This is a genomic window from Streptomyces sp. NPDC025833 (assembly GCF_055558055.1).
On sequence record NZ_JBVHNF010000004.1, the window covers coordinates 333,016 to 358,648 of the forward strand.

Genomic DNA, 25,633 nt, shown 5'->3' on the forward strand with positions numbered 1-25,633 from the left:
GTGCGTCAGGCGGCCCGGTCCAGCGCGGCGCGCCACTCGGCGACCGCGTCCGCCGACACCGGTTCCTGCCAGCCGCCGGGACGGGCCGCGCCACCGATGTGGAACGCCCGGATGCCGCCGGAGCGCAGCCGGGTGACGTGGTCCAGGCGCAGCCCGCCACCCACCAGAATCTGCTGCTCGTACCCGGGGCGGCCGTCGTGCGCCGCCTCGGCGAGCAGCGTGGCCAGGCCGCCGTCGACACCCGCGGCGGAACCGGCCGTGAGGTAGGTGTCCAGGCCGGGCAGGTCGGCGAGCTGCCTGCGGAGGGCGTCCCGGTCGGCGGCCCGGTCGATCGCCCGGTGGAAGGTCCACCGGCAGCCGCCGAGCGCGTCGACGACCCGCTCCACCGCGCTCAGGTCGACCCCGCCGTCCGCGCCGAGGAACCCGAGCACGAACTGGTCGGCGCCGGCCTGCCGCAGCTCACCGGCCACGCCGACGAGCCGCGCCAGGTCCCCGGCCGCGAACCCGTCCGCGAGGCGGAGCATCACGCGCAGGTCGATGTCGACGGCGGCACGGATCGCGGCGACGGTCGCGGGCGAGGGGGTGAGCCCGTCGGCCGCCATCTCGGTGACCAGCTCCAGCCGGTCCGCGCCTCCGGCCTGGGCGGCGACCGCGTCCTCGACGTCGAGGGCGATCACCTCCAGGACTGCACGCTCGCTCATGGCACCCCATTCATCGGCATTCTTCGGGCGGCTATAGGTCTAGTCCAATTTAAGAGTATGCCGGTCCCCGGGCGCCATGGAGCACCCGTCACCCGAAGATGTTCAGTTCCGCCTCCTCGGCCCCCGCCAGCTCGTACGCCACTCCCGTCAGCGGCCGCCCCGCGTAGAGCCGTACGAGCGTGGCGGCGTCGCCGATGTACCGGGCGGGCGGGCCGTCCGCGGCCACCGCGCCGAGCCGCAGCGGCTCGTCCGCCTCGTCGAGGTCGGCGTGCAGCGGTACGTGCTCCCGCTCCCGGGTGACCCGCGCCAGCAGGGTCAGCGCGTCCGGCAGCCCGGCCCCCGCGTAGGCCCCCGGTTCGGCCCACGCCTCGCGGACGTCCCCGGCGTGCACCCACTCCCCGAGCCCGACCATGTCCAGCCGTCCGTCGCCCCGGGCGATCACCGGGCCGGCCTCGGTCATCCCGCGCTCCAGCTCGTCCACGATCCGCGCGTTCGTCCAGCCGGCCCGCTCGGCGATGTCCCGCTCGTTGGCCTCCGGCGCGAACGCCCCCTCGCCCAGCCGGTCCTCCACCACCCGCACCAACGCGGCGGAGCAGTGCGCGAGCACGTCCCGCACCGTCCATCCGGGGCAGGCGGCCACCGGCAGCGCGAAGTCGGCGTCGGGGCGGGAGCGCAGCAGCGGGACGAGGGCGTCCCGCTCGACGGCCAGCAGCCGTCCCGGCAGTTCGGGGTCGCGTACTTCAAGGATCTCCGTCATGGCGGCCACGCTAGGGGCGCGGACGGCCGGACGACAGGGGACACCCGGGAATCCGGCGGACGCGCGGGAACCCGGGCACGCGGGAGAACCCGGCGAGGCGGGAGAACCCGGCGCACGCGGGAGAATGGGGGCATGGCCGAATCCGACGCCCTGCGCCTCCGCTTCGCCCGCGCCCTGGAGGCGGTCCGCGGCCCCGGCGGCGGCCCCGACCCCGCCCCCTACGCCGACGCCCTGCTCACCCGCTGGCGGGAACCGCAGCGCCACTACCACACGGTCGCCCACCTGGCCGCCGTCCTCGACCACGTCGACGTCCTGGAGCCGTACGCGGCCGACGCGGACGTGGTCCGCCTGGCGGCCTGGTTCCACGACGCCGTCTACCTGCCCGAGCGCTCCGAGAACGAGGAGCGCTCGGCGCGGCTGGCCGAGCGCGCCCTGCCGGAGGCCGGCGTGCCGGACGCCGTCACGGCCGAGGTGGCCCGGCTGGTCCGGCTCACCGTCACCCACGACCCGGCCGGCGACGACCGCGACGGCCAGGTGCTGTGCGACGCGGACCTCGCGATCCTGGCCGCGCCCCCGTCCGCGTACGCCGCCTACACGGCCGCGGTCCGCGAGGAGTACCACTTCGTGCCGAACGACGCCTTCCGCGCCGGACGGGCCGCCGTCCTGCGGCAACTCCTGGAGCTGCCCCGGCTGTTCAGGACGCCCTACGGGCAGCGGACGTGGGAGGCGACGGCCCGCTGGAACCTCGCGGGCGAACTGGAAATGCTGTCGACCTGAACGCTCCGGCCGCCTACTGTTCGGCCCATGCGTGCCATGGGCGGGGATCAGGTGGACGAGGCGGTCGCGGGCTGTACCGCGGCACTGCGACCGGCGGTGGACCGGGACTGGCGGGAGGTGAAGGCGCACGGCCTGGACTGGAGTTGCCACCAGACGGCGGTGCACGTCGCCGACGACCTCGTGGCGTACGCGGCCAACCTGGCCGGACGCGCCCGGGACGCCTACGTCCCCTTCGAGCTGACCCTCGACGACGGCACCGACAACGCCGGACTGCTGCACGTCGTGGAGACGACCGGCGCGCTGCTGGCCGCCGCCGTCCGCACCGCCCCGCCCGGCGTCCGCGGCTTCCACCCGTACCCCTTCGGCAGCGCGGACCGGACCGGCTTCGCCGCCATGGGCATCGCCGAGGTCCTGCTGCACACCCATGACATGGCGCGGGCGCTGGGCCTGCCCTACGAGCCGTCCGCCGACCTGGCCGAGTCCGTCCTGACCTGGCTCTTCCCGCACGTCCAGCCCGGTCCCGCGCCGTGGCCGACCCTGCTGTGGGCGACCGGCCGGGGCGAGCTGCCCGGCCGCGCGCCGGTCACCGAGTGGCGCTGGCGCAACGACCTGGTCCTGCCCGCCGAGCGCGTCACCCTGACCGGCATCCGCCCGGCCGCCGCCGACGACCTGCGGCTGGGCGGCACCGGCGGCTTCGACTGGATCGACGGCGGCCCGTACGAGGGCACGCGGGAGGCCTGCTCGCACCTGATGAAGGCGTACGCGGCGGGCGTCCACCGGCCCGAGTTCGGCGTCTTCGCCCTGGTCCGGCCCGAGGACGGCCGGGCGATCGGCGGCATCGGCTTCCACGGCGCCCCGGACGGGGAGCGGCGGGTGGAGATCGGCTACGACCTCGCCGAGGGCGCCCGCGGCAACGGCTACGCGACCGAGGCGCTGCGCACCCTGACCGCGTGGGCGCTGGCCCGGGAGGACGTCGACGTCGTCCTGCTGACCATCGAGCACGACAACGCGGCCTCCCAGCGGGTGGCGGCCGGCGCCGGGTTCACCCGGGCGACCCCGGACGAGGAGCGGACCGCCCGGGACGAGCACGGCATGGACGCCGGGCTCCAGCTCCACCTCCGCCGGGCCTGACACCGGCGGGCCCGCGCACCCCGGGGCGGCCGCCCTTCCGCGGGCCTCCCTGGACTCTCGGGGCCGCCCTCTTCCGCGGGCCTCTCAGGACACCCGGTGGCGCTTGCGGCGCCGCAGGCCGGACGCCCGCAGCAGCCGCACCACCTCACGGCTGCCGACCTCCACCGCCCCGGCGGCCACCGCGTCCCCGTACCGGTGCGCCGGGAGGTCGTAGTGGTCGCGCTCGAAGGCCCGCCGGGGCACGCCCAACCCGGCCGCGAACGCGTGCAGTTCGTCGTACGAGACGTCGCTCACCAGATGCGACCACAGACGGCCGTGGCCGGGCCAGGTGGGCGGGTCGATGTAGAGCGTCACGACGGCGACCCGCCGGCGGCCGACCCCAGCGAGCCCACCGGCGCGACCCTCACGCCCGCCTTGTGGCACACCCAGTGCGGATCGGGGCCCAGTTCCGGCTCCACGTCCAGCGCGTGCGGGTCGCCCGCGCCGCACACCGGGCACAGCGGCCAGCGTCCGTACCGGTCCAGCAGCGCGTCCTGCACGTCCTGGGCGACCAGCCCGGCGACGAAGGCCGCGCCGTCCGGCCACTGCCCGACCCACCAGCGCCGCTGTGCGATGGAGTCCTCCACCAGCGACACGACGTCCGACTCGGCGACCTCGCCCGCGACCAGATCGGCGAGGACCAGGGCGCGGGCCGCGTGCAACGCCTGCTCCAGGGGGCTGATGGGGTCCATGCCCCCATTGTGCGCACTCTTGACCGCGACACCGAACCGAAAATAGCTTTCATTCGTGACCCAGGACGTGAAGGAAAGTTTCGGCAGTCCGGGCGGCTCGCTCGCCGCCAAGGTGCGCACGCTCGCCCCGTCCATGACCCGGTCCATGCAGCGCGTGGCCGAGGCCGTCGCGAACGACCCGGCCGGCTGCGCCGCGCTCACGGTGACCGGCCTCGCCGGCCTCACCGGTACCAGCGAGGCCACGGTCGTGCGCACCGCCCGGCTGCTCGGCTACCCGGGCTACCGCGACCTGCGTCTGGCCCTCGCCGGTCTCGCCGCCCAGCAGCAGTCCGGCCGGGCGCCCGCGATCACCACGGACATCGCGGTGGACGACCCCCTGTCCGACGTCGTCGCCAAGCTGGCCTACGAGGAGCAGCAGACCCTCGCCGACACGGCCGCCGGCCTCGACACCGCGCAGCTCGGCTCGGCCGTCACCGCGCTGGCCGCGGCGCGGCGCACCGACGTGTACGGCATAGGCGCGTCCGGGCTCGTCGCCCAGGACCTCACCCAGAAGCTGCTGCGGATAGGGCTCATAGCCCACGCGCACAGCGACCCGCACCTGGCGGTGACCAACGCGGTGCAGCTCCGTTCGGGTGACGTGGCGATCGCGATCACCCACTCCGGCTCGACGGGGGACGTCATCGAACCGCTCCGGGTCGCCTTCGAGCACGGGGCGACCACCGTCGCGATCACCGGCAGGCCCGACTCGCCGGTCACCCAGTACGCCGACCTGGTGCTGACCACGTCCACCTCGCGGGAGACGGAGCTGCGGCCCGCCGCGATGTCCTCCCGGACGAGTCAGCTGCTGGTGGTGGACTGCCTGTTCGTGGGTGTGGCGCAGCGCACCTACGAGACCGCGGCACCGGCGCTGGCCGCGTCCTACGAGGCGCTGGCCCACCGGCACCGGAGTGTTTCGAGATAGACCGCAGGCGGCCGCCGCACCGCCGCCCCTGGACACGCACGGAGAGAGCCACCCCCCATGACCTCAGACCTCCGCCACCAGCTGGCTTCCCTGACCACCGAAGCCTTCCGTCCCGAACTGGCCGACATCGACCGGCTGCCCACCCTCGACATCGCCCGGCTGATGAACGGCGAGGACACGGGCGTGCCCGCCGCCGTGGCCACCCAGTTGCCGCGGATCGCCGCCGCCGTCGACGCCGTGGCCGCGCGGATGGCCCGCGGCGGGCGGCTCGTGTACGCCGGCGCCGGCACCGCCGGGCGCCTCGGCGTGCTGGACGCCTCCGAGTGCCCGCCCACCTTCAACACCGACCCGGCGCAGGTCGTCGGCCTGATCGCGGGCGGGCCCGCGGCCATGGTCACCTCCGTGGAGGGCGCGGAGGACTCCGGCGAGCTGGCCCGCCGGGACCTCGACGCGCTGGAACTCACCCCCGACGACACCGTGGTCGGCGTCTCCGCCTCCGGCCGCACCCCGTACGCCGTCGGCGCCGTGGAACACGCCCGCGCCCTCGGCGCGCTGACGATCGGTCTGTCCTGCAACGAGCACAGCGCGCTCGGCGCCGCCGCGGAACACGGCATCGAGGTGGTCGTGGGCCCGGAGCTGATCAGCGGCTCCACCCGGCTGAAGGCGGGCACGGCCCAGAAGCTGGTGCTGAACATGCTGTCGACGATCACGATGATCCGGCTCGGGAAGACGTACGGGAACCTGATGGTCGACGTGCGGGCCTCCAACGAGAAGCTCCGCGCCCGCTCCCACCGGATCGTGTCCCAGGCCACGGGAGCCGGGGACACCGAGATCGAGAAGGCGCTCACGGAGACCGGCGGCGAGGTGAAGCACGCGATCCTGGCCCTGCTGGCCGGGGTCGACGGCCCGACGGCCGCCCGCCTCCTCCAGGAGTCCGACGGCCGCCTGCGCACCGCCCTGGCGCACGCGCCCCACTGACCCACGCGGGTGCGTGACGGTCCGGCCCGGGCGCCGTCCGCCCCGCATGACGACGAAACCCCTGGCCACCGCCGCCCTCACGGTCCGTGCCGCCGGGCCGGCCGCCCCCGCGCACGCCGGCGACCGCCGGACCGCCACCGGCACCGCGCTGTGCGCCGGTAGCACGGCGGCGGGCCCCATGGTCGGGACCGTGTCCCCCGTGCCGCCGGCCCGGAGCGCCCCCGCGTGCGGCGCGGGGAGCCTGCTGCACGACGGCCGCTGACCCCGCACCGGGGGCGGCGGCCCCGGTACGGCCGGTCCCGGACGGCGCAGGGCACCATGGAGGGGAGGAGGCCACCGACCGACATGAACCACGCCCAGCTCACCGCCCTCGGGCGGGCTCTCCGGCTGCTCGGCGAGCACGGGGAGACCCTGACCGCCGACACGCCCGACGCCCGGCTGCACGAGATCAAGGCCGACCTGCGGCGGGCTCTCGATCTGCTGGACGAGAGTGTCACCACCGGCCCGCCCGCCACCCGGTGCCCCGAGCACCCGCAGGGGCCCGTGGACGAGAGCGCCCCCGACCTGTGCCTGCTGTGCGAGACCAGGCGCCGGACCGCACGGCGCTCGGAGTTCCAGGGCGGCAGGCGGCCGGAGGAGCCGGTGCCCACCGCACCCTCCCGGTACGGCGTCCGCGGGGACCGCCCGCAGCCCCAGCAGCGGTGGCTGCCGGAGCTGTGGAACGGACAGGAGTGGCAGCTCTGCGGCACGCCCCGCCGGGACCGGCACGAGGCGGAGGCCTACCTCGCCGCCCAGCGCCGCGGCTCCCGGCCCGCCATGGCCTACCGGCTGGTCCACGAGTTCACGGACTACGAGGTGCTGCGGGTGTGGGGGACGCCGCTGCGGGTCGACATCGAGCCGATGGGCAACCTGTAGCGCCCGGCCCCGGCGCCCCCGCCGTCAGCTCAGGCTGCGCAGCGTCGCCGCGTCGTACGGCTTCAGCTCGTCGTGGCGGCCGTCGAGGATCTTGGCCGCCCACTCGGGGTCCTGGAGCAGCGCCCGGCCGACGGCGACCATGTCGAACTCCTCGGCCTCCAGGCGGTCCAGGAGGTTGTCGATGCCCTTGACCGGGGAGCCCTCGCCCCGGAAGGCGCCTACGAACTCGCCGTCGAGGCCGACCGAGCCGACGGTGATGACCGGCTTGCCGGTGAGCTTCTTCGTCCAGCCGGCCAGGTTCAGGTCGGAGCCCTCGAACTCGGGGAGCCAGTAGCGGCGCGTGGAGGCGTGGAAGACGTCGACGCCGGCCGCCGCGAGCGGGGTGAGGATCGCCTCCAGCTCCTCGGGGGTCCCGGCGAGGCGGGCGGTGTAGTCCTGCTGCTTCCACTGCGAGTAGCGGAAGAGGACGGGGAACTCGGCGGACACCGACTCGCGGACCGCCGCGACGATCTCCGCGGCGAACCGGGTTCGGGCCACCGGGTCGCCGCCGTAGCCGTCGGCCCGGCGGTTGGTGCCCTCCCACAGGAACTGGTCGAGCAGGTAGCCGTGGGCGCCGTGGATCTCCACGCCGTCGAAGCCGATGCGCTCGGCGTCCGCCGCCGCCCGGGCGAACGCGCCGATGACGTCGTCCAGGTCGGACTGGGTCATGGCCTTGCCGGTGGGCTCGGCGCCCGCGGCCGCCAGGCCGGAGGGGCCCATGGCGGGGGCGTCGGCGAAGGGCGGCTCGCCCTGCTTGCGGACCATGCCGATGTGCCAGAGCTGGGGAACGATCGTGCCCCCGGCCGCGTGCACGTCCTCGGCGACCTTCGCCCAGCCCGCGAGCTGCTCCTCGCCGTGGAAGCGCGGGACGCGGTCGCTCTGGCCGGCCGACTCGTGGCCCACGTAGGTGCCCTCGGTGACGATCAGGCCGACCCCGGCGGCGGCACGGCGCGCGTAGTAGGAGCGGACGTCCGGGCCGGGGACACCGCCCGGGGAGAACATGCGGGTCATCGGCGCCATCGCGATGCGGTTCGGGACGGTGAGGCCGTTGAGCGCGATCGGGCGGGAGAGGATGCCGGCCGCCCGGGAGGCGGGTGGCGTGGTGACGGTCATGGGGGCTCCTCGCGGACGGGGTTACCGACTGGTATGTGCGTGCGCATTGTTGCAACGTCTTAAGCAATACCGTCGGGCGCCCCCGCATTCCCCGTCCCGGCCGGAAAGGGACGTGACCCCGGCCTCACGGGCCGGGCGGGCGGGGCCACCGGGAAACGCCGAGGGCGGCACCCCCAGGAGTTGGGGGTGCCGCCCTCGGTCCGCAGGACAGGCGATCAACCGTCAGGTCGATCAGAAGTCCATGTCACCGCCCGGCATGCCGCCGCCGGCCGGCGCGGCGGTCTTCTCCGGCTTGTCGGCGATGACGGCCTCGGTGGTGAGGAACAGCGCGGCGATGGAGGCGGCGTTCTGCAGCGCGGAACGGGTCACCTTCGCCGGGTCGATGATGCCCTCGGCGACCAGGTCGACGTACTCGCCGGTCGCGGCGTTCAGGCCGTGGCCCGGGGTCAGGTTGCGCACCTTCTCCACCACGACACCGCCCTCGAGGCCGGCGTTGACGGCGATCTGCTTCAGCGGGGCCTCCAGGGCGATGCGCACGGCGTTGGCGCCGGTCGCCTCGTCACCCTCGAGCTCCAGCTTCTCGAAGACCTGGGAGGCCTGGAGCAGGGCCACGCCACCACCGGCGACGATGCCCTCCTCGACGGCGGCCTTCGCGTTGCGGACGGCGTCCTCGATGCGGTGCTTGCGCTCCTTGAGCTCCACCTCGGTGGCGGCACCGGCCTTGATGACCGCGACACCGCCGGCGAGCTTCGCCAGGCGCTCCTGCAGCTTCTCGCGGTCGTAGTCCGAGTCGCTGTTCTCGATCTCGGCGCGGATCTGGTTCACGCGGCCGTTGACCTGGTCCGAGGAACCGGCACCGTCGACGATGGTGGTCTCGTCCTTGGTGATGACGACCTTGCGGGCGCGGCCCAGGAGGTCCAGGGTCGCGTTCTCCAGCTTGAGGCCGACCTCCTCGGAGATGACCTCGCCGCCCGTGAGGATGGCGATGTCGCCGAGCATGGCCTTGCGGCGGTCGCCGAAGCCCGGGGCCTTGACGGCGACGGACTTGAAGGTGCCGCGGATCTTGTTGACGACCAGGGTCGACAGGGCCTCGCCCTCGACGTCCTCGGCGATGATCAGCAGCGGCTTGCCCGACTGCATGACCTTCTCCAGCAGCGGGAGCAGGTCCTTGACGGAGCCGATCTTGGAGTTGGCGATGAGGATGTACGGGTCCTCGAGCGACGCCTCCATGCGCTCCATGTCGGTCGCGAAGTAGGCGGAGATGTAGCCCTTGTCGAAGCGCATGCCCTCGGTGAGCTCGAGCTCCAGACCGAAGGTGTTGCTCTCCTCGACGGTGATGACGCCTTCCTTGCCGACCTTGTCCATGGCCTCGGCGATCAGCTCGCCGATCTGGGTGTCGGCGGCGGAGATGGACGCGGTGGAGGCGATCTGCTCCTTGGTCTCCACGTCCTTCGCCTGCTCCAGCAGGGCGGCGGAGACGGCCTCGACGGCCTTCTCGATACCGCGCTTCAGCGCCATCGGGTTGGCGCCGGCGGCCACGTTGCGCAGGCCCTCCTTGACCAGGGCCTGGGCGAGCACGGTCGCGGTGGTCGTACCGTCGCCGGCGACGTCGTCCGTCTTCTTGGCGACTTCCTTGACCAGCTCGGCGCCGATCTTCTCGTACGGGTCCTCCAGCTCGATCTCCTTGGCGATGGACACACCATCGTTGGTGATCGTGGGGGCGCCCCACTTCTTCTCAAGGACGACGTTGCGGCCCTTGGGGCCGAGGGTGACCTTGACGGCGTCGGCGAGCTGGTTCATACCGCGCTCAAGGCCGCGCCGCGCCTCCTCGTCGAAGGAGATGATCTTGGCCATGGGAAGTGGTCCCTCCAGGACTGGGGGTGATTCCTTTGGACCGCGCCCGCGCCCGCGACGGACGGCTCACCGGCCTCGTGGTTCCTTGCCCCACCCGGCCTGCGGGCCTCACCGACCCGGTCCTTCTCTGTCACTCTCACCTTCAGAGTGCTAACGCAATGATTAGCACTCGGGGTGGTCGAGTGCAAGCGCCCCGGGCGGGTACGGCCCCCCGTCAGCCGCCCGCGAACAGCGGCACGGGCCGCCACCGGGCACGACGAAGGGCCCGCACCCTCTGCGAGGTGCGGGCCCTTCGGACAAAAACGTTCAGGCGGTGACGCGAACCATGTCGGCCTGCGGACCCTTCTGGCCCTGCGAGATCTCGAACTCGACCCGCTGGCCCTCTTCCAGGGTGCGGTAGCCGTCCATCTGAATCGCGCTGTAGTGGACGAAGACGTCCGCACCACCGTCGACCGCGATGAAGCCGTACCCCTTCTCCGCGTTGAACCACTTGACGGTGCCCTGAGCCATGCCTAACTCCCCTATTACTGGCCCTTGCACAGATCCGCACTTCGCGGACCCGGGTCAGACCTCACCCCCGCCGGGCGGGGGCGTGCGCCGGAACGCGTCGACCGCGGCCGAATGTATCTGTCCAACTGCCGTCTGCAACAGGTCAATCGGACGAGAATTCTGGACGCGAACGGTCCGGGAAGAGGGGAGAATTCACCCGCCGCCAGGGCAAGTCGGGCTCCACAAAAGCCACAAATGCCGCAGAGAACCCGCACACTTTGGCTACTTCTTGTCGGGCGGGCGGCATGAATCAGGGCCCCGCGCACCGGGCGCGGCAACCGTGTTCCCCAACTCTACCGCGCTCAATCACACAGAATTGCCCCCTCCGCTTCTCTCACGGAGGGGGCAATCCGGCGAACGGTCGGTAACCGTCATTACCGAAGGTAATGATCAGCCTCCGGCGACCGCCGGAATGATCGATACGCCGGCGCCGTCGGGGGTCGCCGTCTGCAGGCCCTGCTCGAAGCGGACGTCGTCGTCGTTGACGTACACGTTCACGAACCGGCGCAGCTTGCCCTGGTCGTCCAGGACGCGGGCGGCGATCCCGGTGTGGTCCCGCTCCAGGCTGTCGATGACCTCGGCGAGGGTCGCGCCCTCGGCGCTGACCTCGGCCCGGCCGCCGGTGTAGGTGCGCAGGATGGTGGGGATGCGAACGGTCACGCTCATGCGAGGCCAGCCTCTCGGAAGGAGTCCAGGGTCGGGCGGATGGTGGCGGTGAGACCGGTGCCGGCCACCGCGTCCAGGGTCTTCAGGCCGTCGCCGGTGTTCAGCACGACCGTGGTCTTCGCCGGGTCCAGCACGCCGCTCTCGATCAGCTTGCGGGTGACGCCGACGGTCACCCCGCCCGCCGTCTCCGCGAAGATGCCCTCCGTGCGGGCCAGCAGCTTGATGGCGTCCACGATCTCCGGGTCCGTGACGTCCTCCACGGCACCGCCCGTGCGGCGCGCGATGTCCAGCACGTACGGACCGTCGGCGGGGTTGCCGATGGCGAGGGACTTGGCGATGGTGTCCGGCTTCTGGGGGCGTACGACGTCGTGGCCGGCCTTGTAGGCGGCGGACACCGGGGAGCAGCCCGCGGCCTGCGCGCCGAAGATCCTGTACGGCCTGTCCTCGACCAGACCCAGCCGGATCAGCTCCTGGAGACCCTTGTCGATCTTCGTGAGCTGGGAGCCGGAGGCGATCGGCACCACGATCTGGTCGGGCAGCCGCCAGCCGAGCTGCTCGCAGATCTCGTACGCGAGGGTCTTGGACCCCTCCGCGTAGTACGGCCGCAGGTTGACGTTGACGAAGCCCCAGCCCTCGCCGGCCGGGTCGCCGATCAGCTCGGAGCAGAAGCGGTTCACGTCGTCGTAGTTGCCCTGGATGCCGACGAGTTCGCCGCCGTAGACCGCGGCCATGACGACCTTGCCCTGCTCCAGGTCGTGCGGGATGAACACGCAGGAGCGGAAGCCGGCCCGGGCCGCGGCGGCGCCGACCGCGCCGGCCAGGTTGCCCGTGGAGGAGCAGGACAGGGTGGTGAAGCCGAAGGCGCGGGCGGCCTCCAGGGCCTGGGCGACCACCCGGTCCTTGAAGGAGTGGGTCGGGTTGCCGGAGTCGTCCTTCACGTACAGCCCGCCGGTCACGCCCAGCTCCCGGGCCAGGTTGTCGGCCTTGACGAGCTTGGTCCAGCCCGGGTTGATGTTGGGCTTGTCCGCGACGTCCGCCGGGACGGGCAGCAGCGGCGCGTACCGCCAGATGTTCGCGGGGCCGGCCTCGATGCGGCGGCGCAGTTCCTCGGTGTCGTAGCCGGAGAAGTCGTAGGCGATCTCCAGCGGGCCGAAGCACTCCTCACAGGCGAACACGGGTCCGAGCGGGACGCGGTGACCACACTCGCGACAGCTCAGGCCGGTGGCGGGACCGAGGTCGGCGGTGGTGTTCCCGGTGGTTGCGACAGTCTGCACAGCCATGGAGGCGAGGCCCTTTCTCCTCATCTTCCTCACGGCGCACTTCGCCGTGAGACGGATTTGGCACCTTCCCTAGCCGGGAGCCTCGCGGTGACGATCAGAACTGATCTACGAGAACCGGCTGGAGGGTTGCCGGGGCTTCATCGGGCCGTGTCCCTCTGCCCCTCTGGATGAGCTGTATGCGGTTGTCGACGCCCGGGACCCCGGCATGCGGTGGTCCCCGACGTTGTTCAAGACTGTAACCGAAGGCCAGGGCGGTTGAGATAGTCGTCCGAAGCGCGAGATGGATCACACGGCCGTCCGTGTGGTCACGAACAGTGAGGAGCCGCAGACCGTGCTGGAAGAAGTCGAGCGCTGGCTGGCCACCCGCTCCTGGTCCGTGGCCGACCGCCCCCTCCGGCAGGTCCTGGCCGCCAAGCAGCGCACGGGCCGGACGATCAGCGTCGTGCTGCCCGCGCTCGACGAGGAGGAGACGGTCGGCGAGATCGTCGCGGTCATCCGCCGCGACCTCGTGGAGCGGGCACCGCTCGTCGACGAGATCGTCGTCGTGGACTCCGGCTCCACCGACCGCACCTCCGAGGTCGCCGCCGCCGCGGGCGCGCGGGTCGTGCACCGCGACGCGATACTGCCCCGCCTCCCGGCCGTCCCCGGCAAGGGCGAGGTGCTGTGGCGCTCCCTGCTGGTGACCGGCGGGGACATCCTCTGCTTCGTCGACGCCGACCTGAAGGAGTTCTCCTCCGACTTCGTCCTCGGGATCGTCGGCCCGCTGCTCACCGAGCCCGACGTGGACCTGGTCAAGGCGATGTACGACCGTCCGCTCGGGGCCACCGGCGGGCAGGGCGGCCGGGTCACCGAGCTGATGGCCCGCCCGCTGCTGAACATGCACTGGCCGCGGCTGGCGGGCTTCGTGCAGCCGCTGGGCGGCGAGTACGCGGCCCGCCGCTCCCTGCTGGAACGGCTTCCCTTCCCCGTCGGCTACGGCGTGGAGCTGGGCATGCTGGTGGACGCGCTGCACCTGGCCGGCCTGGACGCGCTGGCCCAGGTCGACGTGGGCGTGCGCAGGCACCGCCACCAGGACGGCCAGGCCCTCGGCCGGATGGCCGCCGCCATCTACCGCACGGCCCAGCTCCGGCTGGCCCGCGGCCACCTGGTCCGGCCCTCGCTGACCCAGTTCGAGCGGGGCGCGGACGGCTTCGAACCGCGCACCCACCCGGTGGACACCGAGGAGCGGCCGCCGATGGTGGAGATCGCGGAGTACGCCGACCGGAAGGTGGCGTGAACGGCCGGTGCACGGCCGCTTGCCCGCCCCTTACCGGGCGGAACGCACGTTTGAGGGTTTACGGGCCGGGCTAGGTTGAGGCGTATGGCCTCCACGCACGATGCTGCCGAGAAAGCTCAGGTGCTGGTCGCGTCGAACCGCGGCCCCGTCTCCTACCAGGTACGCGAGGACGGCTCGCTGCACGCCCGGCGCGGCGGCGGCGGGCTGGTCTCGGGACTGTCCGCCATCGGGTCGGACGCGGACTCGGTGTGGGTGTGCGCCGCGCTGGGCGACGGCGACCGGGCGGCCGTCCGGCACGCGGACGGCGGGCTGCTGCCGGCCGCGGACACGGGCGGCCAGCGGGTGCGGATGCTCGACATCGACGCGACCGTGCACGCCGACGCCTACAACGGCATCGCCAACTCGGTGCTCTGGTTCGTCCACCACATGCTGTACCAGACCCCGCTGGAACCCGTCTTCGACGCGGAGTTCCGCCGGCGGTGGGGGGCGTACGAGGCCTACAACCGGGCGTTCGCCGAGGCGCTGGCCGAGGAGGCGGCCGAGGGCGCGGCGGTGCTGATCCAGGACTACCACCTGGCCCTCGCCCCCCGGATGCTCCGCCGGCTCCGCCCCGACCTGCGCATCGGCCACTTCTCGCACACCCCGTGGGCCCCGCCGGACTACTTCCGGCTGCTGCCCGACGACATCGCCGCCGAGCTGCTCACCGGCATCCTGGGCGCGGACCGGGCGGCCTTCCTCACCCGGCGGTGGGCGGACGCCTTCACCGACTGCTGCCACGCGGTGCTCGGGCCCGGCATCCCGGCCGGCACCCGGATCGGCGTGCACGGGCTGGGCGCGGACGCGGACTTCCTGCGCGAGCGGGCCCACCGGGAGGACGTCACCGAGCGGATGGCGGCGCTGCGGGAGGAGATCGGCGCGGACCGCAGGACCATCGTCCGGGTGGACCGCACGGAGCTGTCGAAGAACATCGTGCGCGGGCTGCTGGCGTACCGGCGGCTGCTGGAGGACCGCCCCGAGTGGCGCGAGCGGGTCGTCCACGTGGCGTTCGCCTACCCCTCCCGCCAGGACCTCGCCGTCTACCGCGACTACACCGCCGAGGTGCGGCGGGTCGCGGACGAGATCAACGAGCGGTACGGCACGCCGGGCTGGACGCCGGTCGTGCTGCACGTGAAGGACGACTTCGCGCGCTCCCTGGCCGCGTACCGGCTCGCGGACGTCGCGCTGGTGAACCCCATCCGGGACGGCATGAACCTGGTGGCCAAGGAGGTCCCGGTGGTCTCGGACCGGGGCTGCGCGCTGGTGCTGTCCCGGGAGGCCGGGGCGTACGAGGAGCTGGGCGAGGACGCGTTCGTGGTGAACCCGTACGACATCACGGGCACGGCGCAGGCGCTGCACGAGGCGCTGAGCCTGCCGGCGGAGGAGCGGGCGGCCCGCTCGAAGCGGCTGGCCGACGCCGCGACCGCGCTGCCGCCGGCCCGGTGGTTCCTGGACCAGCTGGCCGAGCTGACCGCTCAGCCGAGCTGATCCGCCAGCGCCCGCAGCAGTCCGACGACTCCCGCCGGGCCGTCCACCACCAGGTCGGCCCGGCGCGCCAGTTCCGTGACCTCGGTGCTGCCGCTGCAGACCAGCAGGCCGGGGACGCCGGCGCCGCGGAGTTCGTCGACCGCGGCGAAGGCGGGCAGGTCGCCCAGGTCGTCACCGGCGTAGACGACGCAGCCGGCGCCGGTGGCGCGCGCGTGGTCGAGCAGGGCCACGCCCTTGTCCATGCCCGGCGGGCGCAGCTCCAGCACCATGCGGCCCGGTTCGACGATCAGTCCGTGCCGGGCGGCGAGGCCGGCCAGGGGGGCGCGCAGGGCGTCGAAGGCGGCCTGCGGGTCGGCGGCGCGCCGGGTGTGCACCGCGACGGCCCGGCCCTTGTCCTCGGTCCACGTGCCCTCGCCGGCGCCGGACCTGGCCAGCAGGTCCGGCAGTTCCGCGCGGACGGCGGCGACGCCGGGGTGCGGGGCGGGGGCGGTGACGGTGCCGGTGGCCGCGTCCCAGCGTTCGGCGCCGTAGTGCCCGAGGACGGTGAGGTGCTCCAGGCCGGGGACGCCGCCGAAGCCGCCGTAGCGGACGGCGACCTCGGCCGGGCGGCCGGTGATCACGGCCACGGAGGCGACCTCGGGGGCGAGCGCGGCCAGCGCGGGCACGGCGCCCGGGTGGGCGCGGGCCTGCTCGGGGTCGGCGACGATGGGGGCGAGCGTGCCGTCGAAGTCGAGGCCGACCAGCGCGGAGCGCGGCCGCGCGAGCAGGGCGGCGAGTCCGTCCCGGCCGGCCGGGGTCCGCGGGGTGGGCAGAGCGTCCATACCGCGACCCTATCCACGCCGGCCCGGGATACGCCTGGATCCGGCGGTGCGCCCGGTCAGCGTTCGGTGCGGCGGGTCTCCCGCACGCGGCGCAGGCGGTTCACCGTGACCGGGTCGTGGGCGAGGGCCCGCTCGTCGTCCAGCAGCGCGTTGAGGAGCTGGTAGTAGCGGACCGGGGCCAGGCCCAGCTCCTCACGGATCGCCCGTTCCTTGGCGCCGGCGCCGGTGAAGCCCCGGCGCTCCAGCGCGAGGATCGCCTTCTCACGGGTGCCCAGTTCCATACGGCCACCGTAGCGCCGGGTGCGGACGCGTCCTAGTTCGCGCTGGTGCTGTCGGCCGCGGTGGCCGTCGACTGGAGCCGGGTCAGTACGCCGGAGGGGTTGCCGGTGGGGGCGACGGCCTGGCCGATGTTCTGCTTCACGGCCGCGCTGACCGCCGCCCAGGAGGTCTTGCCCGCGGGGTACAGCTCGGAGGTGGCGAGCTGCTCCAGGAAGGGGCGCAGGGTCTTGTCGACCGCCTGGCCCGAGGTGCTCATGGCGTTGGAGGCGGAGCTGGTGACCGGCAGCAGGCCGTACGTGCGGGAGAACGCCAGGACGTTCTTCTCGCTGTAGACGAAGTCGAGGAAGTCGCCGATCTGGTCGGCGTGCCCGTGCTGCCGGAAGCCCATCATCCAGTCGGCGACGCCCAGGGAGGCCCTGGCCTTGCCGGTGCGGCCCGGCATCGGCACCATGCCGAACCGCACGCCCTTCCGCGTGGCCTGCTGGATCAGCTTGGGGTGCCCGTTGAGCATGCCGACCCGGCCGTCGGCGAAGGCGGTGAAGGCGTCCGCGCGGTTGAGTTTGCCGGGGGAGACGGGGCCGGTCAGGTTCTTGCCGACCAGTTCGTCCTTGAGCCAGGTGAAGGTCGAGACGTTGGCCGCGGAGTCGATCGTGTAGGTGCCGACGTCGTCGGTGTAGCCGCTGCCACCGTTGCCGCCCGCGAGGAGCCACTGCATGGTCTCGGCCTGGGCCTCCTCCGGGCCGAGCGGCAGGGCGAAGGGGTACGTCACGCCCTCGCCGTCGAGCGCCCGGGCGTCGGCGGCGAGCTGGGCCCAGGTGGTGGGCGGGGTGATGCCGGCCTTGGCGAACAGGTCCTTGTTGTAGAACAGCACCCGGGTGGAGGCGCCGAACGGGATGCCGTACTGGGCGTGCTTCCACTCGCCCGCGTCGGCGAGCTGGGAGAGGAAGTCGGCCTGGGTGCGGATGGCGAGCAGGTCCGAGGCGGGGTACAGCTTGTCGGCGGCGGCGTAGTCGGCGTAGGCGCCTATCTGGGCCATGTCGGGGGCGTCGCCGGCGTCGACCATCTCCTTGACCTTGCGGTCGACGTCGGTCCAGGGGTAGACGCTGACCTCGATCTTCACGTCGGGGTGCTGCGACTGGTACGCCGCGACCAGGGCGTCCCAGTACTTCCTCGAGCTGTTGGCGGCGGAGTCGCCGTAGTCGGCGGCGACGAGCCTGAGGGTCACGTCGGACGAGCCCGTGCTCCCGCAACCACCGAGAACCGCCGTCATGCCCAGTGCGGACACCAGCGCGATCATTCCTGCCGTACGCCGACGCACGTTCAAAGCCCCAACCCTGCTGTCTGACGGTTCAATATGTGGACACGTAAGGTCTACACCACGTGAGTGGACTAGACCTCTCATGGGTGAGAAGGCCACACTAGGCCCCGTGGTGAGACATGTCATCGCCCTGGACGTGGGCGGAACCGGGATGAAAGCCGCCCTCGTCGCGGACGACGGCGAGCTGCTGCACCGCGCCCGCCGCGCCACCGGACGCGAGCGCGGCCCGGACGCGGTCGTGGACACGATCCTCGACTTCGCGGCCGAACTGCACGCACACGGCACCGAGCACCTCGGCGGCCCGGCCCTCGCCGCCGGCATCGCCGTCCCCGGGATCGTCGACGAGGAGCGCGGCATCGCCTCCTACGCGGCCAACCTCGGCTGGCGGGACGTCCCCCTGCGCGCGCTGGTCTCCGAGCGGCTCGGCCTCCCCGTCGCCCTCGGCCACGACGTGCGCACCGGCGGGCTCGCCGAGGGCCGGATCGGCGCGGGCAAGGGCGCCGACCGGTTCCTGTTCGTGCCGCTGGGCACCGGGATCGCGGGCGCCATCGGCATCGACGGCCGGGTCGAGGCGGGCGCGCACGGCTTCGCGGGCGAGATCGGCCACATCGTCGTGCGGCCCGGGGGCACCGCCTGCCCGTGCGGACAGCACGGCTGCCTGGAGCGGTACGCCTCCGCCTCCGCCGTCAGCGAGGCATGGGCGGCGACCTGCGGGAAACCGGAGGCGGACGCCGCCGACTGCGCCGCGGCCGTCGCGTCCGGCGACCCCGACGCCGTCCGGGTCTGGCAGGAGGCGGTGGACGCGCTCGCCGACGGACTGGTCACCGCCCTCACCCTGCTGGACCCCGGCACGCTGATCATCGGCGGCGGGCTGGCCGAGGCGGGGGACGTGCTGTTCCGGCCGCTGCGGGACGCCGTCCGGCGCCGGGTCACCTTCCAGAAACTGCCCGCGATCGTCCCCGCCGCCCTCGGCGACACCGCCGGCTGCCTGGGCGCCGGGCTGCTCGCCCGGGACCTGCTGACGTCCACCCACCCCACGACTGCGGAGGTAAGCACCTGATGGCCACTGAGCGGGACAATCGATCTCCGGGCGGCACCGGCCCGCAGTTGCTCACCGGCGCGAACATGGTGCTCCCCACCGGGACGGTGCGGGGCGGCCGGCTGGCCGTCGACGGCGGGCGCATCGCCGCCGACGCCCCGGCGGACGCCCGGGTCGTCGACGTGAGCGGTCACTGGCTCGTCCCCGGCTTCGTCGACCTGCACAACCACGGCGGCGGCGGCGCCTCCTTCTCCGGCACGGCCGACGACATCCTCAAGGCCATCGACACGCACCGCGCGCACGGCACCACCACCCTCGTCGCCTCCACCGTGACCGACGAGATGGACCTGCTGGTCCGGCAGGCCGGGCTGCTGAGCGAGCTGGCCGAGCAGGGCGACATCGCGGGCATCCACTTCGAGGGCCCGTTCATCTCGCCGTGCCGCAAGGGCGCGCACTCCGAGAAGCTGCTGCGCGATCCGGACCCGGCCGAGGTCCGCAAGCTGATCGACGCGGCGCGCGGCCAGGCCAGGATGGTCACCCTCGCCACCGAACTGCCCGGCGGCGTCGACTCCGTCCGGCTGCTCGCCGAGCACGGCGTGATCGCGGCGATCGGGCACACGGACGCGACGTACGAGCAGACGGTGGAGGCCATCGACGCGGGCGCCACCGTCGCCACCCACCTCTTCAACGCCATGCCCGCCCTCGGCCACCGCTCCCCCGGCCCGATCGCCGCCCTGCTGGAGGACGAGCGGGTCACCGTCGAGCTGATCAACGACGGCACGCACCTGCACCCCGCGGCGCTGGAGCTGGCGTTCCGGCACGCGGGCGCGGACCGGGTCGCGTTCATCACCGACGCGATGGACGCGGCCGGCATCGGCGACGGCCGCTACATGCTCGGCCCGCTGGAGGTCGAGGTCAGCGAGGGCGTGGCCCGGCTGGTGGAGGGCGGCTCGATCGCGGGCTCCACGCTCACCCTGGACCGCGCGTTCCAGCGGGCGGTGACGGTCGACGGGCTGCCGGTCGAGGACGCGGTGACGGCCCTGTCGGCCAACCCGGCCCGGCTGCTCGGCCTCTCCGACCGCATCGGCTCCCTGGAGCCCGGCAAGGACGCCGACCTCGTCCTGCTGGACGCCGACTTCGCGCTGAAGGGCGTGATGCGGCACGGCGAGTGGATCGTCGCGCCCCAACCGGCCTGATCCGTCCGGTTTTCCACGCCACGGCGGCCGACCCGGGACTGGGCCGGCCGCCGTCTCTTTGGCATGATCGGGAGCCCGTAAACCGCGTCACAGGCAGAGGGACTTCGAGGGAGGTCGGCCCGGGTGATCCTCACGGTCACGCTGAACACCGCTCTCGACCTCACCTATCGTGTGCGGTCGCTGCGGCCGCACGCCTCGCACCGCGTCTCGGACGTCGCCGAACGGCCCGGCGGCAAGGGCCTGAACGTGGCCCGCGTGCTGGCCGCCCTCGGGCACCGGGTGACGGTCACCGGGTTCACGGGCGGCGCCACCGGCGAGGTGGTGCGCGGCCACCTGTCGGCCGTACCGGGCCTGACGGACGCGCTGGTCCCCGTCGCGGGCGCGACCCGGCGCACGATAGCCGTCGCGGACGAACTGACCGGCGACACCACGCAGCTGAACGAGCCGGGACCGCAGATCGAGCCGGCCGAGTGGGGCGCCTTCCTCGACCGGTACCAGGAACTGGTGGCCGGGGTCTCGGCGGTGGCGCTGTGCGGCAGCCTGCCGCCCGGGGTGCCGGTGGGGGCGTACGCGAGCCTGGTCCGCACGGCGCGGGCCGCGGGGGTGCCGGTGCTGCTGGACACCAGCGGCGAGCCCCTGCGCCGCGGGGTCGCCGCCCGCCCGGACATCGTCAAGCCGAACGCCGACGAACTCGCCGAACTGACCGGTTCCCACGAGCCGTCGCGCGCCACCCAGGACGCCCGCCGGCGCGGGGCCCGTGCGGTGGTCGCCTCCCTGGGCGCCCACGGCCTGCTCGCCGTCACGCCCGAGGGCCGCTGGCGGGCGACCCCGCCCGCCGCGCTCCGCGGCAACCCGACCGGCGCGGGCGACTCGGCGGTGGCGGGCCTGCTGTCGGGCCTGCTGGAGGGGCTCGCCTGGCCGGACCGCCTGGCCCGCGCGGCGGCCCTGTCGGCGGCGACCGTACGCGCGGCCACCGCGGGCGAGTTCGACCGCGCGGCCTACGAGGAGCTGCTCGGCCGGGTGGCGGTGTCGGGGGAGACCACCGCCGTCCAGGACACCCGCTAGCCCGTGACCTGGCCCTTCTTCAGCCACATCTGGTCGATCAGGACGTTGCACTTGTCGCCGGGCTGGCAGGAGACGGCGATGGTGTTGTTGCCCTTCTGGAGTTCCGGCCACACGTAGGACTTGGTCCAGCCCTGGGCGAAGTCGCCGTCGGCCGCGCTCCGCCAGTTCTTGAACCGCACCTTGCGGCCGAACTCCTTGCCGTTGACGATGACCGACATCGACTGGTCCTCGCCGGTGGCGCTGTAGTTCACGAACAGCGTGTACGGACCGTCCTCGGGGATGTCCTTGACGGTCCAGGTCACTGAGGCACCGGCCTGGTTCAGCCCGCCCACGTAGCTGCCGTTCGCCGACCGGGCCCCGGCGACGTCGGAGGCTGCGGCCGCACCGCCGGCGAGCTGGAGGCTCTGGTCCGCGCCGTCGGCCTTCGGCAGCTCGCCCGGCGTCGCCGAGCCGCTCCCCGTCGGGGTCGGCTCCTGGCTCTGGGACTGCGACTGGCTCGGGCCGGGGCCGGCCTGGTCGCCGGACTTGTCGTCGTCCGTGTTGCCGTTGATCATCGCGACGCCGATGCCGATGACGACCGCGGCGACCACCGCGATCGCGCCGATCAGCAGGCCCTTGGTGTTCGGGCCGCGGCGGCCGGAACCCTGCGCGGGCTGCTCCGCCCGGCGGCCGGCCGGGGCACCGCCGGGCAGCGTCTCCGGCGCCTGGTAGTGGCTGCTCGGCTGGCCGTAGGCGCCCTGCTGCGGCGCGGCCTGGCCGTAGGTGGCCTGCGACGACTGGCCGTAGTGGCGCTCGCCGACCGCCCGCACCCTGTTGACCGAGTTCGGGTAGCCGTAACCGCCGGACGGCGGCTGGGCTCCCCGTGCCTGGCCGTCTGCGTACAGGTAGCCGAACGGGTCGTCGTCCTCGGGCGTGCTCGGGCCGTTGTCGCCGGGCGTCATCCCTTGGTACTCCTCAACAGATGCGGGTGGATGCGGTACGGGTGTGGAAGGGCGAGCCTACCCGCTCTGACTGGGCCGAACGGGGGGCTGGGACCTCACCACGTCGCTGACCTGCGGTTCATCCCGCCCGACGATGTTGTTTGGGACGAGATCGTTTCTCTACGTACATCCGCTCGTCGGCGGACTTCAGGACCTCGTCGGCCGTCATGCCGCAGTGCGCCCACCCGATGCCGAAGCTCGCGCCGACCCGGACGGCCCGCCCCTCGGCGCGGATCGGCTGGATGATCTCGTTGCGCAGCCGTACGGCGAGGTCCTGGGCGTCGGCCCGGCCGAGGCCGTCGGCGAGGATCACGAACTCGTCGCCGCCGAGGCGGGCCACCGTGTCGCCGTCCCGGACGCCGCGCGTGAGGCGCCGGGCGACCTCGATGAGCACCGCGTCACCCGCGTTGTGGCCGAAGCGGTCGTTGATCGACTTGAAGCCGTCGAGGTCGCAGAAGAGCACCGCGAGGCCCTTGGCGCCGTCGTCGGGGCCGTCGTCGGGGGCGGCGGTGTGCACGTGGTGGTCGTAGGCGTCGTACGCCTCCGCGCCCTGGGCGAAGTCGAAGCCGTGGCCGACGGGGTTGTCGAAGACCGGGGGGTGGCCGTAGGCCGCGTCCAGCGACTCCAGGGCGTCGGCGTGGGCGGGGCGCCGGCAGAGCCGGGCCGACAGGCGCGAGCGCAGCTCCGCGGAGTTCGGCAGGCCGGTCAGCGAGTCGTGGGAGGCGCGGTGCGCGAGCTGGAGTTCACGCCGCTTGCGCTCCTCTATGTCCTCGACGTGGGTCAGCAGGAACCGGGGGCCGTCGGCGGCGTCCGCCACCACGCTGTTGCGCAGGGACACCCACACGTAGCTGCCGTCGCGCCGGCCGAGCCGCAGCTCGGCCCGTCCGCCCTCGGCCGAGGTGCGCAGCAGGGTGCCGATGTCCTCGGGGTGGACCAGGTCGGCGAAGGAGTAGCGGCGCATCGCGGAGGCGGGCCGGCCGAGCAGGCGGCACAGGGCGTCGTTGGTGCGCAGGATGCGGCCGTGCTGGTCGCCGCCCATCTCGGCGATGGCCATGCCGGAGGGGGCGTACTCGAACGCCTGCCGGAAGGATTCCTCACTGGCGCGCAGGGCCTGCTGCTCGCGCTCCAGGCGGACCAGGGCGCGCTGCATGTTGGAGCGCAGCCGGGCGTTGCTGATCGCGATGGCGGCCTGGAAGGCGTACATCTGGAGGGCCTCGCGGCCCCAGGCGCCGGGGCGGCGGCCGTTGCGGGGCCGGTCGACCGACACGACGCCGAGCAGGTCGCCGCAGGAGCCGCCCGGCGCGCCGGGGGTGTACATGGGCGCGAAGAGCCGGTCGGAGGGGTGCCACTCGTCCTCGAAGCGGGGCGCGGGCCCGTCCGTGTACCACTGCGGGACGTCGTCGTCGTCGAGGACCCAGCCCTCGGTGTGCGGTATGAAGACGAGGTCGCCCCAGCGCTCGCCCATGCCCAGCCGCCGCTCCCAGGACTCGCGGGAGCCGACCCGGCCGGTGATCAGTGCCTCGGCGGCGGGGTTGCCGGAGAAGGCGGCGACCACGAGGTCGCCGTCGGGCTGCACGAGGTTGACGGCCGCCATCTCGTACCCGAGGGCGCCGACGGCGCCGTCGGCGACCGTCTGCAGCGTGTCCGCCAGACTGCGTGCCGTGTTCATCTCGGCCATGACCTGGTGCAGCTGACGCAGGGACGCAAGGCGGACATACGGCTCCGACTCGGTCTCCATACTCGCCCTCCCCCCGAGACCTCGCAGCGAATCAAGGGTTGTCCCCGGCGGTCCTCCCGCGTCTTCACGGCGGCTCTTCGCGGTGCTTTCCCGGTGTTCTTCGCGGCTTCCCCGCCACTGAATCACAGCGCGCTCCGCACTCGGTACACAGGGTCAACAATTCCTGCCCCTTGTGACTCAAGTCACAGGAGAACGTGAACAATTGCGTGGCGTTTCTGTATTCGGCCGGTGTGCGGCCCACGTGCGCCCCGGGCCGCCGCGGGCGCCCGGCTGCGTCCGAGGTCCTAGGCCCCGGTTCCGGCCAGGGGCCGATGCGGACCGCGCGGGGCGAAGACTAGCGTTTCCGGCGTGCTGAAGACCCCCTCCCCCGCCACCCCCCAGTCCACCGGGCATGCTGAGGGGGTGAGCAACGACGAGTTCCGGGCCGCCATGACCCGGCTGGCCGCGGGCGTGGTCCTGGTGACCGCCCAGGAACCGCCGCTGGACCCGGACGACCCCGGGGCGCCCGGCGCCGAGGACGTCGGCATGACCGCCACCGCCTTCGTCTCGGTCTCCCTCGACCCGCCGCTGGTCATGGTCAGCCTGCGCGAGGGCTCCCGCATGGACGACCTGCTCGCCGAGCAGCCGCTGTGGGCGGTGTCGGTCCTCGCCGAGAGCCAGCGGCACATCGCGGGCCGCTTCGCCATGAAGGGGCGCATCAGCGACCGGCTGCTCTTCGAGGACATCCCCTACGTCCGCGGCGAGGTCACCGGCGCGCCACTGGCCGGGGGCGCGCTGGCGACCCTGGAGTGCCGCACCGAGCAGCGGGTGCGCGCCGGCGACCACACCCTGGTCCTCGGCCGGGTGCTGACCGCCGGCCTGCCCAGCGCGCAGGGCGGGCCGCTGCTGTACTTCCGCGGCAGGTACCGGCACCTGGGCTGAGCCGGGACGCGCGCCCCGCGATATTTCCTGGCCCGCGGGAACGGGCCCGCCTAGGGTGCCCGCATGACCGTACGCCTGGAAGCAGTGACCCCCGAGAACTTCGAACGCGCCGTGGACATCCGCGTCCGTCCCGAACAGGAAAAAAACGTCGCTCCCGTCGTACGGTCGCTGGCCGAGGCCCACGTCCACCCGGACGGTGTCGCCTGGCCCCGGCTGATCACCGACGACGGCCGCGCGGTGGGCTTCCTGATGGCGTTCTTCGACATCGACTGGTTCGAGGACGGCAGCGTGCGCCGGTCCGGTCTGTGGCGGCTGAACATCGCCGCCGGTGAACAGGGCCGGGGGTACGGACGGTTCGCCGTCGAGGCCGTGGCCGCGGAGCTCCGCCGCCGCGGCGGCAAGGAGCTGTACGTCAGCTGGCACCCCGGCCCGGACGGCCCCGAGGAGTTCTACCTCCGCCTGGGCTTCCGCAAGAACGGGGAGACCGTCGAGGGCGAGACGGTGGGCGTCCTGGACCTCTGACCCGCCCCGGGTCAGCCCCAGCCCCGCCCGGAGCGGCCCCGCTTCGTCTCCGACCGCTGCTTCTTCTCCCGCAGCCGGCGCTCGTTGATGCCGCGCGGGACGCGGGTCGCCTTGCGGGGCCTCGGCGGCGGCGCGGTGGCCTCCGCGAGGAGCGCGGCCAGGCGTACGGCGGCGGCCTCCCGGTTGCGCCACTGCGAGCGGTGCTCGGAGGACCGCACGGTCACCACGCCGTCGACGAGGCGGGCGGCCAGCCGGTGCAGCGCGCGCTCCTTCCACACCGCGGGCAGCGCCTCCGTGCGTGCGAGGTCGAAACGCAGCTCGACCTGGGAGTCGCTGGTGTTGACGTGCTGTCCACCGGGCCCGGAGGACCTGGAGAAACGCCACATCAGCTCGGCCTCGGGAAGCGAGACGGAGCCACGGATGAGGTAGGGCCCGGACATGCATCCCATGTTCCCGGTCCGGCCCGGCGCACGTCATCCGGATTTCCGGCTCGGTAAAAAAG

The 25,633-nt window shown here is 73.4% G+C and carries 28 protein-coding genes and 1 riboswitch; of the genes, 13 read left to right on the forward strand and 15 right to left on the reverse strand.

The genetic code is table 11. From position 1 onward, the window contains the following. Positions 1-5: 5 nt before the first annotated feature. Both ACZ4K2_RS08905 and ACZ4K2_RS08910 read right to left on the reverse strand, forming a co-directional pair. Positions 6-701: a copper homeostasis protein CutC gene (locus ACZ4K2_RS08905; RefSeq protein WP_467471007.1), complete on the reverse strand. Its 696-nt coding sequence runs from the start codon at positions 699-701 to the stop codon at positions 6-8. 88 nt (positions 702-789) lie between these two features. Next, positions 790-1,458, reverse strand: a complete 669-nt coding sequence (locus ACZ4K2_RS08910) for a maleylpyruvate isomerase family mycothiol-dependent enzyme (RefSeq protein ID WP_467471009.1) — start codon at positions 1,456-1,458, stop codon at positions 790-792. Positions 1,459-1,590: 132 nt separating this feature from the next. Between ACZ4K2_RS08910 and ACZ4K2_RS08915 the strand changes: the two genes are divergently transcribed. Further along, positions 1,591-2,235: an HD domain-containing protein gene (locus ACZ4K2_RS08915; RefSeq protein WP_467471011.1), complete on the forward strand. Its 645-nt coding sequence runs from the start codon at positions 1,591-1,593 to the stop codon at positions 2,233-2,235. 27 nt (positions 2,236-2,262) lie between these two features. Beyond that, positions 2,263-3,366: a GNAT family N-acetyltransferase gene (locus tag ACZ4K2_RS08920; RefSeq protein ID WP_467471013.1), complete on the forward strand. Its 1,104-nt coding sequence runs from the start codon at positions 2,263-2,265 to the stop codon at positions 3,364-3,366. An 84-nt stretch (positions 3,367-3,450) separates the two neighbouring features. Here ACZ4K2_RS08920 and ACZ4K2_RS08925 read toward each other — a convergent pair whose 3' ends face one another. Then, positions 3,451-3,720, reverse strand: a complete 270-nt coding sequence (locus tag ACZ4K2_RS08925; protein ID WP_467471015.1) for a DUF4031 domain-containing protein — start codon at positions 3,718-3,720, stop codon at positions 3,451-3,453. Further along, the gene (locus ACZ4K2_RS08930) at positions 3,717-4,097 is read right to left on the reverse strand and encodes a hypothetical protein (protein WP_467471017.1); all 381 of its coding nucleotides are present in this window, start codon (positions 4,095-4,097) and stop codon (positions 3,717-3,719) included. The genes ACZ4K2_RS08925 and ACZ4K2_RS08930 overlap by 4 nt, the downstream gene beginning before the upstream one ends. 55 nt (positions 4,098-4,152) lie before the next feature. Here ACZ4K2_RS08930 and ACZ4K2_RS08935 point away from each other — a divergent pair, with 55 nt between their 5' ends. From ACZ4K2_RS08935 to ACZ4K2_RS08950, 4 genes are all read left to right on the forward strand, one after another. Beyond that, a complete protein-coding gene (locus tag ACZ4K2_RS08935) occupies positions 4,153-5,058 on the forward strand; it encodes a MurR/RpiR family transcriptional regulator (protein ID WP_467471019.1) in 906 nt (301 codons plus the stop codon). Between the two features lie 57 nt (positions 5,059-5,115). Beyond that, complete coding sequence (gene murQ / locus ACZ4K2_RS08940) at positions 5,116-6,036, forward strand: N-acetylmuramic acid 6-phosphate etherase (RefSeq protein WP_467471021.1); 921 nt, start codon at positions 5,116-5,118, stop codon at positions 6,034-6,036. A 46-nt stretch (positions 6,037-6,082) separates the two neighbouring features. Continuing rightward, positions 6,083-6,298: a hypothetical protein gene (locus ACZ4K2_RS08945; protein WP_467471023.1), complete on the forward strand. Its 216-nt coding sequence runs from the start codon at positions 6,083-6,085 to the stop codon at positions 6,296-6,298. A gap of 83 nt (positions 6,299-6,381) precedes the next feature. Further along, positions 6,382-6,951, forward strand: coding sequence for a hypothetical protein (locus ACZ4K2_RS08950; protein ID WP_467471025.1), 570 nt, complete (start codon positions 6,382-6,384; stop codon positions 6,949-6,951). Positions 6,952-6,975: 24 nt separating this feature from the next. Here the strand turns inward: ACZ4K2_RS08950 and ACZ4K2_RS08955 are convergent, their stop codons facing one another. From ACZ4K2_RS08955 to thrC, 5 genes are all read right to left on the reverse strand, one after another. Then, a complete protein-coding gene (locus ACZ4K2_RS08955) occupies positions 6,976-8,103 on the reverse strand; it encodes an NADH:flavin oxidoreductase (RefSeq protein ID WP_467471027.1) in 1,128 nt (375 codons plus the stop codon). A gap of 231 nt (positions 8,104-8,334) precedes the next feature. Next, the gene (gene groL / locus ACZ4K2_RS08960) at positions 8,335-9,957 is read right to left on the reverse strand and encodes a chaperonin GroEL (RefSeq protein ID WP_467471029.1); all 1,623 of its coding nucleotides are present in this window, start codon (positions 9,955-9,957) and stop codon (positions 8,335-8,337) included. 306 nt (positions 9,958-10,263) lie between these two features. After that, complete coding sequence (locus ACZ4K2_RS08965) at positions 10,264-10,467, reverse strand: cold-shock protein (RefSeq protein ID WP_004986573.1); 204 nt, start codon at positions 10,465-10,467, stop codon at positions 10,264-10,266. 429 nt (positions 10,468-10,896) lie between these two features. Then, positions 10,897-11,172, reverse strand: coding sequence for a ubiquitin-like small modifier protein 1 (locus ACZ4K2_RS08970; protein ID WP_467471031.1), 276 nt, complete (start codon positions 11,170-11,172; stop codon positions 10,897-10,899). Next, entirely contained in the window at positions 11,169-12,452 is a 1,284-nt protein-coding gene (gene thrC, locus ACZ4K2_RS08975) for a threonine synthase (RefSeq protein WP_467471033.1), read from the reverse strand. Before thrC ends, ACZ4K2_RS08970 begins: the two co-directional genes overlap by 4 nt. Positions 12,453-12,469: 17 nt before the next feature. Next, positions 12,470-12,626, reverse strand: a riboswitch (SAM riboswitch). 157 nt (positions 12,627-12,783) lie between these two features. Between thrC and ACZ4K2_RS08980 the strand changes: the two genes are divergently transcribed. Both ACZ4K2_RS08980 and ACZ4K2_RS08985 read left to right on the forward strand, forming a co-directional pair. Then, complete coding sequence (locus tag ACZ4K2_RS08980; protein WP_467471257.1) at positions 12,784-13,728, forward strand: glucosyl-3-phosphoglycerate synthase; 945 nt, start codon at positions 12,784-12,786, stop codon at positions 13,726-13,728. A gap of 84 nt (positions 13,729-13,812) precedes the next feature. Then, complete coding sequence (locus ACZ4K2_RS08985) at positions 13,813-15,252, forward strand: alpha,alpha-trehalose-phosphate synthase (UDP-forming) (RefSeq protein ID WP_467471035.1); 1,440 nt, start codon at positions 13,813-13,815, stop codon at positions 15,250-15,252. On the opposite strand, the gene otsB is transcribed toward ACZ4K2_RS08985, so the two are convergent. The 3 genes from otsB to ACZ4K2_RS09000 are packed head-to-tail and all read right to left on the reverse strand — an operon-like array spanning position 15,240 to position 17,649. Next, entirely contained in the window at positions 15,240-16,073 is an 834-nt protein-coding gene (gene otsB / locus ACZ4K2_RS08990; RefSeq protein WP_467471037.1) for a trehalose-phosphatase, read from the reverse strand. The two genes, ACZ4K2_RS08985 and otsB, sit on opposite strands and share 13 nt — an antisense overlap. Before the next feature lie 56 nt (positions 16,074-16,129). After that, a complete protein-coding gene (locus ACZ4K2_RS08995) occupies positions 16,130-16,354 on the reverse strand; it encodes a DUF3263 domain-containing protein (RefSeq protein ID WP_467471039.1) in 225 nt (74 codons plus the stop codon). Between the two features lie 32 nt (positions 16,355-16,386). Beyond that, on the reverse strand, positions 16,387-17,649 hold the full coding sequence (locus ACZ4K2_RS09000; RefSeq protein ID WP_467471041.1) for an extracellular solute-binding protein: 1,263 nt from the start codon (positions 17,647-17,649) through the stop codon (positions 16,387-16,389). Between the two features lie 103 nt (positions 17,650-17,752). On the opposite strand from ACZ4K2_RS09000, the gene ACZ4K2_RS09005 reads away from it, so the two are divergent. The 3 genes from ACZ4K2_RS09005 to ACZ4K2_RS09015 all read left to right on the forward strand — a co-directional run bounded on the left by ACZ4K2_RS09005 (position 17,753) and on the right by ACZ4K2_RS09015 (position 20,970). Next, complete coding sequence (locus ACZ4K2_RS09005) at positions 17,753-18,730, forward strand: ROK family protein (protein WP_467471043.1); 978 nt, start codon at positions 17,753-17,755, stop codon at positions 18,728-18,730. Beyond that, positions 18,730-19,905, forward strand: a complete 1,176-nt coding sequence (nagA, locus tag ACZ4K2_RS09010; protein ID WP_467471045.1) for an N-acetylglucosamine-6-phosphate deacetylase — start codon at positions 18,730-18,732, stop codon at positions 19,903-19,905. Before ACZ4K2_RS09005 ends, nagA begins: the two co-directional genes overlap by 1 nt. 123 nt (positions 19,906-20,028) lie before the next feature. Then, positions 20,029-20,970 (forward strand): 1-phosphofructokinase family hexose kinase, encoded by a 942-nt coding sequence (locus ACZ4K2_RS09015; protein WP_467471046.1) that lies wholly within the window; start codon positions 20,029-20,031, stop codon positions 20,968-20,970. On the opposite strand, the gene ACZ4K2_RS09020 is transcribed toward ACZ4K2_RS09015, so the two are convergent. Next, positions 20,967-21,911, reverse strand: coding sequence for a carbohydrate-binding protein (locus ACZ4K2_RS09020; RefSeq protein ID WP_467471048.1), 945 nt, complete (start codon positions 21,909-21,911; stop codon positions 20,967-20,969). The two genes, ACZ4K2_RS09015 and ACZ4K2_RS09020, sit on opposite strands and share 4 nt — an antisense overlap. A gap of 118 nt (positions 21,912-22,029) precedes the next feature. Then, positions 22,030-23,688, reverse strand: coding sequence for a diguanylate cyclase CdgB (gene cdgB, locus ACZ4K2_RS09025; RefSeq protein WP_467471050.1), 1,659 nt, complete (start codon positions 23,686-23,688; stop codon positions 22,030-22,032). 429 nt (positions 23,689-24,117) lie between these two features. Here cdgB and ACZ4K2_RS09030 point away from each other — a divergent pair, with 429 nt between their 5' ends. Then, entirely contained in the window at positions 24,118-24,609 is a 492-nt protein-coding gene (locus ACZ4K2_RS09030; RefSeq protein ID WP_467471261.1) for a flavin reductase family protein, read from the forward strand. Between the two features lie 63 nt (positions 24,610-24,672). Continuing rightward, positions 24,673-25,131 carry a GNAT family N-acetyltransferase gene (locus tag ACZ4K2_RS09035; protein WP_467471051.1) on the forward strand — a complete coding sequence of 153 codons (459 nt, stop codon included), beginning with the start codon at positions 24,673-24,675 and terminating at the stop codon, positions 25,129-25,131. Between the two features lie 11 nt (positions 25,132-25,142). On the opposite strand, the gene arfB is transcribed toward ACZ4K2_RS09035, so the two are convergent. Beyond that, on the reverse strand, positions 25,143-25,580 hold the full coding sequence (gene arfB, locus ACZ4K2_RS09040; RefSeq protein WP_467471053.1) for an alternative ribosome rescue aminoacyl-tRNA hydrolase ArfB: 438 nt from the start codon (positions 25,578-25,580) through the stop codon (positions 25,143-25,145). Between the last annotated feature and the right edge of the window lie 53 nt (positions 25,581-25,633).

Bases quoted from the DNA above. Each gene is read 5' to 3' on its own strand.
- ACZ4K2_RS08905 (WP_467471007.1), bottom strand. From the start codon at position 701: ATGAGCGAGCGTGCAGTCCTGGAGGTGATCGCCCTCGACGTCGAGGAC.
- ACZ4K2_RS08910 (WP_467471009.1), bottom strand. From the start codon at position 1,458: ATGACGGAGATCCTTGAAGTACGCGACCCCGAACTGCCGGGACGGCTG.
- ACZ4K2_RS08915 (WP_467471011.1), top strand. From the start codon at position 1,591: ATGGCCGAATCCGACGCCCTGCGCCTCCGCTTCGCCCGCGCCCTGGAG.
- ACZ4K2_RS08920 (WP_467471013.1), top strand. From the start codon at position 2,263: ATGCGTGCCATGGGCGGGGATCAGGTGGACGAGGCGGTCGCGGGCTGT.
- ACZ4K2_RS08930 (WP_467471017.1), bottom strand. From the start codon at position 4,097: ATGGACCCCATCAGCCCCCTGGAGCAGGCGTTGCACGCGGCCCGCGCC.
- murQ (WP_467471021.1), top strand. From the start codon at position 5,116: ATGACCTCAGACCTCCGCCACCAGCTGGCTTCCCTGACCACCGAAGCC.
- ACZ4K2_RS08945 (WP_467471023.1), top strand. From the start codon at position 6,083: ATGACGACGAAACCCCTGGCCACCGCCGCCCTCACGGTCCGTGCCGCC.
- ACZ4K2_RS08950 (WP_467471025.1), top strand. From the start codon at position 6,382: ATGAACCACGCCCAGCTCACCGCCCTCGGGCGGGCTCTCCGGCTGCTC.
- ACZ4K2_RS08955 (WP_467471027.1), bottom strand. From the start codon at position 8,103: ATGACCGTCACCACGCCACCCGCCTCCCGGGCGGCCGGCATCCTCTCC.
- groL (WP_467471029.1), bottom strand. From the start codon at position 9,957: ATGGCCAAGATCATCTCCTTCGACGAGGAGGCGCGGCGCGGCCTTGAG.
- ACZ4K2_RS08965 (WP_004986573.1), bottom strand. From the start codon at position 10,467: ATGGCTCAGGGCACCGTCAAGTGGTTCAACGCGGAGAAGGGGTACGGC.
- ACZ4K2_RS08970 (WP_467471031.1), bottom strand. From the start codon at position 11,172: ATGAGCGTGACCGTTCGCATCCCCACCATCCTGCGCACCTACACCGGC.
- thrC (WP_467471033.1), bottom strand. From the start codon at position 12,452: ATGGCTGTGCAGACTGTCGCAACCACCGGGAACACCACCGCCGACCTC.
- ACZ4K2_RS08985 (WP_467471035.1), top strand. From the start codon at position 13,813: ATGGCCTCCACGCACGATGCTGCCGAGAAAGCTCAGGTGCTGGTCGCG.
- otsB (WP_467471037.1), bottom strand. From the start codon at position 16,073: ATGGACGCTCTGCCCACCCCGCGGACCCCGGCCGGCCGGGACGGACTC.
- ACZ4K2_RS08995 (WP_467471039.1), bottom strand. From the start codon at position 16,354: ATGGAACTGGGCACCCGTGAGAAGGCGATCCTCGCGCTGGAGCGCCGG.
- ACZ4K2_RS09000 (WP_467471041.1), bottom strand. From the start codon at position 17,649: ATGATCGCGCTGGTGTCCGCACTGGGCATGACGGCGGTTCTCGGTGGT.
- ACZ4K2_RS09005 (WP_467471043.1), top strand. From the start codon at position 17,753: ATGGGTGAGAAGGCCACACTAGGCCCCGTGGTGAGACATGTCATCGCC.
- nagA (WP_467471045.1), top strand. From the start codon at position 18,730: ATGGCCACTGAGCGGGACAATCGATCTCCGGGCGGCACCGGCCCGCAG.
- ACZ4K2_RS09020 (WP_467471048.1), bottom strand. From the start codon at position 21,911: ATGACGCCCGGCGACAACGGCCCGAGCACGCCCGAGGACGACGACCCG.
- cdgB (WP_467471050.1), bottom strand. From the start codon at position 23,688: ATGGAGACCGAGTCGGAGCCGTATGTCCGCCTTGCGTCCCTGCGTCAG.
- ACZ4K2_RS09030 (WP_467471261.1), top strand. From the start codon at position 24,118: ATGACCCGGCTGGCCGCGGGCGTGGTCCTGGTGACCGCCCAGGAACCG.
- ACZ4K2_RS09035 (WP_467471051.1), top strand. From the start codon at position 24,673: ATGACCGTACGCCTGGAAGCAGTGACCCCCGAGAACTTCGAACGCGCC.
- arfB (WP_467471053.1), bottom strand. From the start codon at position 25,580: ATGGGATGCATGTCCGGGCCCTACCTCATCCGTGGCTCCGTCTCGCTT.